The sequence below is a fragment of the Streptomyces sp. NPDC002467 genome, assembly GCF_042889825.1.
In the GTDB taxonomy this organism is placed as follows: Bacteria; Actinomycetota; Actinomycetes; order Streptomycetales; family Streptomycetaceae; genus Streptomyces.
On sequence record NZ_JBIARJ010000004.1, the window covers coordinates 531958 to 540524 of the forward strand.

General features: G+C 75.0%; 8 protein-coding genes. 4 read left to right on the plus strand and 4 right to left on the minus strand.

Annotated features, from left to right (window positions below; genetic code table 11):
• Nucleotides 1-59 precede the first annotated feature (59 nt).
• Entirely contained in the window at nt 60-992 is a 933-nt protein-coding gene (locus tag ACFYYJ_RS12005; protein ID WP_389131259.1) for an oxidoreductase, read from the minus strand.
• Nucleotides 993-1267: 275 nt separating this feature from the next.
• Here ACFYYJ_RS12005 and cbiE point away from each other — a divergent pair, with 275 nt between their 5' ends.
• The 4 genes from cbiE to ACFYYJ_RS12025 are packed head-to-tail and all read left to right on the plus strand — an operon-like array spanning nt 1268 to nt 4668.
• Nucleotides 1268-2494, plus strand: a complete 1227-nt coding sequence (gene cbiE / locus ACFYYJ_RS12010) for a precorrin-6y C5,15-methyltransferase (decarboxylating) subunit CbiE (RefSeq protein WP_385121311.1) — start codon at nt 1268-1270, stop codon at nt 2492-2494.
• Entirely contained in the window at nt 2491-3240 is a 750-nt protein-coding gene (gene cobM, locus ACFYYJ_RS12015; RefSeq protein ID WP_385121309.1) for a precorrin-4 C(11)-methyltransferase, read from the plus strand. The genes cbiE and cobM overlap by 4 nt, the downstream gene beginning before the upstream one ends.
• Nucleotides 3230-3982, plus strand: coding sequence for a cobalt-precorrin-6A reductase (locus ACFYYJ_RS12020; protein WP_385361546.1), 753 nt, complete (start codon nt 3230-3232; stop codon nt 3980-3982). Before cobM ends, ACFYYJ_RS12020 begins: the two co-directional genes overlap by 11 nt.
• Nucleotides 3979-4668, plus strand: a complete 690-nt coding sequence (locus tag ACFYYJ_RS12025) for a hypothetical protein (RefSeq protein WP_389131263.1) — start codon at nt 3979-3981, stop codon at nt 4666-4668. The genes ACFYYJ_RS12020 and ACFYYJ_RS12025 overlap by 4 nt, the downstream gene beginning before the upstream one ends.
• 52 nt (nt 4669-4720) lie before the next feature.
• On the opposite strand, the gene ACFYYJ_RS12030 is transcribed toward ACFYYJ_RS12025, so the two are convergent.
• Genes ACFYYJ_RS12030 through ACFYYJ_RS12040 form a run of 3 tightly spaced genes read right to left on the minus strand, consistent with a single transcriptional unit; the run spans nt 4721 to nt 8119 of the window.
• Entirely contained in the window at nt 4721-6226 is a 1506-nt protein-coding gene (locus ACFYYJ_RS12030) for a precorrin-2 C(20)-methyltransferase (RefSeq protein ID WP_385121304.1), read from the minus strand.
• Nucleotides 6223-6870 (minus strand): precorrin-8X methylmutase, encoded by a 648-nt coding sequence (locus tag ACFYYJ_RS12035; RefSeq protein WP_385121302.1) that lies wholly within the window; start codon nt 6868-6870, stop codon nt 6223-6225. Before ACFYYJ_RS12035 ends, ACFYYJ_RS12030 begins: the two co-directional genes overlap by 4 nt.
• A gap of 4 nt (nt 6871-6874) precedes the next feature.
• Nucleotides 6875-8119 carry a cobalamin biosynthesis protein CobG gene (locus ACFYYJ_RS12040; RefSeq protein ID WP_389131366.1) on the minus strand — a complete coding sequence of 415 codons (1245 nt, stop codon included), beginning with the start codon at nt 8117-8119 and terminating at the stop codon, nt 6875-6877.
• Nucleotides 8120-8567: the final 448 nt, after the last annotated feature.

An 8567-nucleotide genomic window follows, 5' to 3' on the forward strand; every position in this document is an offset into this window, starting at 1 on the left:
CCCGCGTGCGCGGATCGCCCGGCCGAGCTCCGGGGTGTCCCGGCGGGGCCTGCGGAGGATCAGCGCGGCAGGGACGCGTACGAGACGCCCGTGAGCTTCTCGGAGGCGGTCCAGAGCGCCTCGCCGGACTTGTCGTCGAGGGTCCACTTCGCCCGCCAGGACCGGACGGGGGCCCCGCGCCAGCCGAAGCGCGGCCCGATGAAGTCGTCGGAGCGCACCCCGGGCGCGGTGGCCGCGTAGAGCGTGGGGAGCGCCCCGGTCGTGGTGGGCTGGGCGATGACGGCGTTGCCGACGGCCGACATCCGCGAGACGAGGCTGGGGCCTTCCAGTTTCGCGGCGCCGGAGTGCAGGTTGGTGGAGGCGTAGCCGGGGTGGGAGGCGGCGGCGGTGATCGTGGAGCCCGCGGCGGTGAAGCGCCGGGCCAGTTCGTGGGTGAAGAGCAGGTTGGCGGTCTTGGAGCGGCCGTAGGCGACCCAGCGGCGGTAGCCGTGTTCGTCGCCCAGGTCGTCGAGGTCGACGTCGGAGAGCGCGTGGAAGCCGCTGGAGACGTTGACGATGCGGGCACCGGGCGCCGCGGCCCGCAGCTTCGGCAGCAGCAGTCCGGTGAGGGCGAAGTGGCCGAGGTGGTTGACGCCGAACTGCGTCTCGAAGCCGTCGGTGGTGCGTCCGAACGGCAGGGCCATCACCCCGGCGTTGTTGACCAGCATGTCGAGCGCCCCGTGGCGTTTGCCGAAGGCCGTGGCGAACTCGCGGACGGACGCCAGTTCGGCCAGGTCGAGCTCGGCGAACTCCACCTCGGCCGCGGGGACCTCGGTGCGCAGCTTGACCACGGCCGCCCGGCCGCGCGCCGCGCTGCGGCAGGCCAGCACGACGGTGGCGCCCCGGCGGGCGAGTTCGCGGGCGGTGACGTAGCCGATCCCGCTGTTGGCGCCCGTGACGACCGCGGTGCGGCCGCGCTGGTCGGGGATGTTCGTGGCGTTCCAGCCCGGCATGGCGACTCCCTCAGGTCCCTCGCGAAAGATGGGTTACCGAGGGTAGCCCGCAGGGGTCCGGGTCCGGGAGCCAGGGCAGGTTCCTCCGCGGAATCCGCAGGCCAGTAGGCTGCGGTTCCGCAGTCATGCGGACCCGCCGTCCGTCCTCCCGTTCCTCCGCCCGTTCGCCCCGTCGTTCGCCCCGTCGTTCGCCCCCTCGTTCGCCCTCCCGTCCGCCCGTCCCCTCCCCGCCTCCGAGGTACCGCGCAGTGAGCTCCGCACCGCCCCCCATACCCGTGACGGTAGTCGGCCTCGGTGCCGACGGCTGGGCCGGGCTCACCGCCCCCGCGCGGTCCGCGCTGTCCCGTGCCGAGGTGCTGATCGGCGGACCGCGCCAGCTCGACCTGCTGCCGGCCGACGAGTGCGCCGGGCTGCGGGTGGCCTGGCCGAGCCCGCTGCGGCCGGCCGTGCCGAAGCTGATGGCCGAGCACGCCGGGCGCCGGATCGCGGTGCTGGCCAGCGGGGACCCGATGTTCTACGGGATCGGCCGCGCGCTGTCCGAGGAGCTCGGTCCGCGGGGCCTCCTCGTCCACCCGCACCCCTCCTCCGTCTCCTACGCCTGCGCCCGCCTGGGGTGGCCGGTGGAGGACACCGAGGTCGTCACGGTGGTGGGCCGCCCGGTGGCCCGGCTCGCGGCCGCCCTGTACGAGGGACGCCGGGTGCTGGTGCTCAGCGCCGGAGCGGCGACCCCGAACGAGATCGCCGCTCTGCTTCGAGAGCGGGGCTTCGGCCCGAGCCGGATGCGGGTCCTGGAACAGCTCGGCTCCGAGCGCGAGGACGCGTACGAGGGCCACGCGGACGGCTGGGACCACGCGCCCGGCGACCCCCTGAACGTGGTCGCCGTCGACTGCCGCCGCGACCCGGCCCACCCCGCCCCGCGCCTCGGCTCGACCCCGGGCCTGCCGGACGCCGCCTACGAGCACGACGGCCAGCTGACCAAGCGCCACGTCCGCGCGGCGACCCTGTGCGCGCTGGCCCCGGCCCCCGGCGAGTTGTTGTGGGACATCGGCGGCGGTTCCGGCTCCATCGGCATCGAGTGGATGCGGACGCACCCCTCCTGCCGGGCCGTGGCGGTCGAGCGCGTACCGGAGCGGGCCGCGCGGATCACCCGTAACGCGGCGGCGATGGGCGTACCCGGCCTGCGCGTGGTCGTCGGCGCCGCCCCCGACGCGCTCTCGGGCCTCCCCGCACCCGACGCGGTGTTCATCGGCGGCGGGCTGACCGCGCCGGGCCTCCTCGACGCGGCCTGGGCGGCGCTGGCCCCCGGCGGCCGACTCGTCGTCAACACCGTCACCCTGGAGTCGGAGGCGGTCCTCGCCGAGCGCTACCGCCGCCACGGCGGCGAACTCGTGAAGCTCGCCGTCGCGCACGCCGTGCCGGTGGGTGGTTTCACCGGCTGGCGGCAGGCCATGCCCGTGACCCAGTGGTCAGTCACCAAGGAAAAGGATCAGGACCAGACATGACCGTGTACTTCATCGGTGCCGGCCCCGGCGCCGCCGACCTGATCACGGTGCGCGGTGCCCGGACGCTGGCCGCCGCCCCGGTCTGCCTGTACGCGGGCAGCCTCGTCCCGCGCGAACTGCTCGCCGAGTGCCCGCCGGACGCCCGTCTGGTCGACACCTCGCAGCTGAACCTGGACGAGATCATCGCCGAGTGCGTACGGGCCCACGAGGCGGGCGAGGACGTCGCGCGCCTGCACTCCGGGGACCCGTCCATCTTCAGCGCGGTGGCGGAACAGATGCGCCGGCTCGACGCGGCCGGCATCCCGTACGAGGTCGTCCCGGGCGTGCCCGCCTTCGCGGCGGCCGCGGCGGCGCTGAAGCGGGAGCTGACCGTCCCCACCGTCGGCCAGACCGTGATCCTGACCCGGATCGCCCAGCAGGCCACCCCGATGCCGCCCGGCGAGGACCTGGCGACGCTGGGCCGCAGCGGCGCCCTGCTGGTCCTGCACCTCGCCACCCGGTACGTGGACCGGGTCGTCGACGAACTGCTGCCGCACTACGGGGCCGAGTGCCCGGTGGCGGTGGTGGCGATGGCCAGCCGCCCCGACGAGCTGATCCTGCGGGGCACCCTGGCCGACATCGCCGCCCGGGTGAAGGAGCACGGGCTGGTCCGCACCGCCGTCATCGTGGTGGGCCGCACGCTGGGCGCGGAGCAGTTCCGCGACAGCCACCTGTACTCCCCCGAGCGCGACCGGCATGTCTGCTGAGACGGCCCCCGGGCGCCACGTCCTGATCCTGGGCGGCACGACGGAGGCGCGTCGGCTCGCGGCCGCGCTGGTGGACTCGGCCGCGGTACGGGTGACCACCTCGCTCGCGGGCCGGGTGGGCGCCCCCGTGCTGCCGCCGGGCGAGACCCGTATCGGCGGCTTCGGCGGCCCCGCCGGGCTGGCGGAGTGGATCGCCGCCCACGGGGTCACCCACCTCGTGGACGCGACCCACCCGTTCGCGGAGCGGATGAGCTTCAACGCGGCGGAGGCGGCTGCCCTTTCGGGGGTCCCGCTGCTGGCGCTGCGCCGGCCCGGCTGGACCCCGGAGCCCGGCGACGCGTGGACCTTCGTGGACTCGCTCGCCGAGGCGGCCGAGCTGCTGCCCTCGCTCGGCAGCCGCGCCTTCCTGACCACGGGCCGGATGGGCCTGCACACCTTCGCGCACCTCACCGGGATGTGGTTCCTGGTGCGTTCGGTGGACCCGCCGGACGCGCCGGTGCCGCCGCGACTGGAAGCCGTACTGGCCCGGGGCCCGTTCACCCTTGACGACGAGCGGGAACTGCTGGCCCGCCACCGGATCGACGTCCTGGTGACGAAGGACAGCGGCGGCTCGGCCACCGCCCCCAAGCTCACCGCGGCCCGCGAGGCCGGGATCCCCGTACTGGTGGTGGCCCGCCCTCCGATGCCGGAAGGTGTCGCGGTGGCGGAATCAGTGGAGGCCGTGCTGAAGTGGCCGGCATGAGCACTACCACCCTGATGATCCACGACGGCTCCGCCGCGCCCGATGCCCCGGTCACCCGCATCGGCGGCCTTCCGCTGGCGCCTCCCGGCACGAAATGGCCCACCTGCACGACCTGTTCCGGCCCGCTCCAGTTCATCGCCCAGATAGTCCTCGACGACGAGCGCGGGGTGCTCGCCGTCTTCATGTGCGCGAACGCCCCGGGCATGTGCGAGGAATGGAGCCCCACGGCCGGCGGCAACCGGGCGTACCTCTTCCCGTCGGCCGGGCTGGTGCCGGTACCCCTGCCCGCGCTCCCCGCCGCCGAGGAGCCGGACGACGATGACGATGACGATGACGAGGACGACGACGACGAGGACGAGGACGACGAAGACGTCCGCCAGCTCGGGGCGGTGCGTGTCGTCGAGCGGGTGACGGTGGCCGGGGCGGAGTACCGTTCGGCCTCCGAAGCCTGGTCGGCGCGGAGCGGGCGTCCGAGGGGCGAGGTGCTCGGGCAGCTCGGCGGCACTCCGGAATGGCTCCAGTACGACCAGACGCCCGACTGCCCGGACTGCGGCGGCCCGATGGGCTTCGTGGCCCAGATGGGGGAGGGACCGGACCACCTCACCGCCCCCAACTTCGGCTCCGGCTGGGCCTATGCGCACGCCTGCGAGCCGTGCGGCCGGGCGGCGTTCCTCTGGCAGTGCTGAGCACTGCACCGAGGGTGGCGCCGGGGCGGGACATCCCGCCCCGGCGTGCGCGTCAGGCCTCCGGGTACCGGCGCGGCGTCCACGTGATCCGCGAGCCGTCGGCCCGCTCGGTGATCTGCGTCTGTGAGGAGCCGATCAGCAGGATCGTCCTCATGTCCACCTCGGACGGCTCCAGTTCGGCGAGCGTGACGATCCGCACCGACTGCTCCGGCCCGCCCACGTCGCGCGCGACGACCACCGGGGTCTGCGGGGCGCGCAGCTCCAGCAGCAGTTCACGGGCCTGCGCCACCTGCCAGGTCCGGCTGCGCGAGCCGGGGTTGTACAGGGCGAGCACCAGGTCGGCGGCGGCCGCGGCGCGCAGCCGCTCCGCGATGACCTCCCACGGCTTGAGCCGGTCCGACAGCGACACGGTCGCGTAGTCGTGGCCGAGGGGGGCTCCGGCCGCGGCGGCAGCGGCGTTGGCCGCCGTCACGCCCGGCAGGACCCGTACGGGCACGTCCTTGTAGCCGTCCTGCCCGGCGACCTCAAGGACCGCCGTGGCCATGGCGAAGACGCCCGGGTCACCGCCGGAGACCACGGCCACCCGCTTGCCGCGCCGGGCGAGGTCGAGCGCGAACTCGGCGCGCTCCGACTCCACCTTGTTGTCCGAACCGTGCCTGACCTGGCCCGGCTTGACGGGCACGCGGTCCAGGTACGTCGTGTACCCGACGAGCACCTCGGCGTCGGCGAGCGCCCGCCGGGTCTGCGGGGTCAGCCACAGCGGCCCGGCCGGGCCGGTGCCGACGACCACGACCTCGCCGGGCCCGGACGGGACGCTGCCCGGGTTGCCGATGCGGCTGGGGACGACGGCGACGGCGAAGTACGGCACGCTCTCCGCGTCCGTCTCGGCCAGCAGCCCGGTGCGTTCGCCCTCCATGGTGGCGCGCTCGACGTAGCGCGCCTCGGCGAGCCGGCCGCTGTTCTCCATCGCGCCGCGCACGGCGGGGAAGGTCCGGCCCAGCTTCATCACGACGGCCGAGTCGGTGGCGGCGAGGCGGGCGGTGAGCTCCTCCTCGGGCAGGGTGCCGGGGAGGATCGTCAGCACCTCCTCGCCCTCGACGAGCGGGGTGCCGAGCCGGGCGGCGGCGGCGCTCACCGAGGTGACGCCGGGGATCACCTCGGTCTCGTAGCGGTCCGCGAGCCGCTTGTGCATGTGCATGTACGAGCTGTAGAAGAGCGGGTCGCCCTCGGCGAGGACGGCGACGGTCCGGCCGGCGTCCAGGTGCGCGGCCAGCCGGGCCGCGGCGGCCTCGTAGAACTCCTCCATGGCGCCCTGGTAGCCGCCGGGGTGGTCGGTGGTCTCGGTCGTGACCGGGTAGACCAGCGGCTCCTCGACGTGGCTCTCGCGCAGGTGCTTCGCGGCGATCGACCGGGCGATCGACCGCCCGTGGCGCGCGCTGTGGTAGGCGACGACGTCCGCCTCGCCGATCACCTCGACGGCCCTCAGGGTCATCAGGTTCGGGTCGCCGGGCCCGAGCCCGACGCCGTACAGCCGTCCCTTGCCCACCGGCTCGCTCATTCGGCCACGCTCGCAATGGCGTTGAGGGCCGCGGCGGCGATGGCGCTGCCGCCGCGCCGCCCGCGCACGATCAGGTGGTCGAGCCCGGAGGAGTGCGCGGCGAGGGCGTCCTTGGACTCGGCGGCGCCGATGAAGCCGACGGGCACGCCGATGACGGCGGCCGGGCGCGGGGCGCCCTCCTCCATCATCTCCAGCAACCGGAACAGCGCGGTGGGCGCGTTCCCGACGGCGATCACGGAGCCCTCCAACAGGCCCCGGTCGCGCCAGACTTCGAGCGCGGCGGCGCTGCGCGTGGTGCCCATCTTCGCGGCGAGCTCCGGCACGGCCGGGTCGGAGAGGGTGCAGATCACGTCGTTGTCGGCGGGCAGCCGCTTGCGGGTGACCCCGCTGGCGACCATCTGCACGTCGCACAGGATCGGCGCGCCGGCCTCCAGGGCGGCGCGGGCCCGCAGCACCACCTCGGGCGTGTACCCCAGGTCGCGGGGCAGGTCGGTCATCCCGCAGGCGTGAATCATGCGCACCGCGACCTGGGCGACCGAGGCGGGCAGCCCGGAGAGGTCCGCCTCGGCGCGGATCGTGGCAAAGGACTGGCGGTAGATCGCGGCGCCGTCCTTCTCGTACTCAAACACGGTGTACTCGCTCATTTCTTCACTGCGGCTTCGGACTCTGAGGGATCTCTGAGGGGTTCGCGTTGCGCGCGGCCGTTAGCCCGACCGCCAAGTCTGTTGGTTCGCAGGACACTTCCCGCCCGTTCACGGACAGCCGGTATCCGTCCCCCGTGGCGAGGGCGTCCACCCACCGCGTGCCCCGCGGGTGCCCGCACCTGCGCTCGCAGCCGGACCAGTGCACGGGCAGCTCGCCCGTCGCCACGTGTACGACCGCACGGGCGTCGGCGCGCACGTCCGCGAGGGACTTCGCACAACCGGGCCGCCCCGTGCAGGCGGTGACGGACCGCCAGTCGCTGTCTGGATCGGTGACGAGCCCGGGATCGACGGCCGCGGCATCACCACGGACGACGATGCTGCGCCAGGGCGTGACCCGCAACTCTCCGGGCAGCGTCCGCCATTGCGCGGTGGTGAGCCGGCCGAGCGGGACCAGCACGCAGAGCGCGTCGGCGTGGACCCCGGGCTCGGGCGGCGCCGCGTACGGCCTCGGCGCTTGCGCCACGTACCGGGCGGGAATCCCAAGCCCATCCAACATCCGCCCGAACTCGCTTACATCCAGGGCGTGTTCACCGGCCAGCTCCGCCACGCGCCAGGCCCGGGTCCCGGCGCCGTCGACCGCGTCGAGGAAGTGGTGGGCGGCCAGCAGGGCGGCCCGGGGCGCGTCCGCGGCCGAGACCTCGACGGCGTCGCGGGCGGCGCCGAGGCGCAGCAGCGTACGGCCGTCCGCGTCGGGGCCGAGCAGGGTGATGTCGGGGTCGAGCGCGGCGACGTCCCCGCGGCCGTTGTCGACGGCGAACAGGAACCGCCCGGACAGGGCGGTGACCCGGGCGTCGGCGCAGAGCAGCTCGTCGAGCGCCCTCGCCGGGCCGGGGTCGGCGAGCGGGGTGGCGACGATGTTGCGCACCCGCTCGTGGGCCGGGGCCGGCAGCAGCCCGGCGGCGTCGAGCAACTCGGCGAGCCCGCCGCCGCACCCGTCGGCGAGGCCGCGCAGCTGTACGTTCCCGCGCGAGGTGAGCTCCAGGTGCCCGTCCCCGAACCGGTCGGCGGCGAGCGCCAGCGCGGCGGCCTGCGACGCGGTCAGCAGCCCGCCGGGGATCCGCACCCGCGCCAGGAACCCGTCGTCCGCGGCGTGCAGCCGCAGCGCGCCGGGGCAGGCGTCACCGCGGTCCCGTATGACGGGTTCGTCCCGCGATGCGGCGACAGGGGGCTGGGGCATGGCGGCGAGCATACCCACGTTTCCGCTCCCCCGACCTGTGTCCGTCGCCACGCTGAGCACCCACAACCCGCCACACCGTCACCTCCCGCCCACAGTCCACCCCCACCGACCGTCCCCGCCCCCACGCGACCAATCCGCCCCCACGCGACCAATCGAGCCCTGCCCGACCAATCCAGCCCTGCCCGACCAATCCAGCCCCACCCAGCCAATCCAGCCCTGCCCGACCAATCCAGCCCTGCCCGACCGATCCAGCCCCGCCCGACCAATCCAGCCCCGCCGGCGTTTGAGGCGCGGGGTCCGGGGCAGAGCCCCGGCAACGGCGCCGCACCCGACCCCGCCCCCCAACCCCCCCCCCCCCCCCCCCCACCCCCCCCCCCCCCCCCCCGCCCCGGGCAAACCCCCCCAGGGTGACCCCCCGCGGGGCCCCACGGGGCCCCCAAGCCCCGGGCCGGCGCAAGGG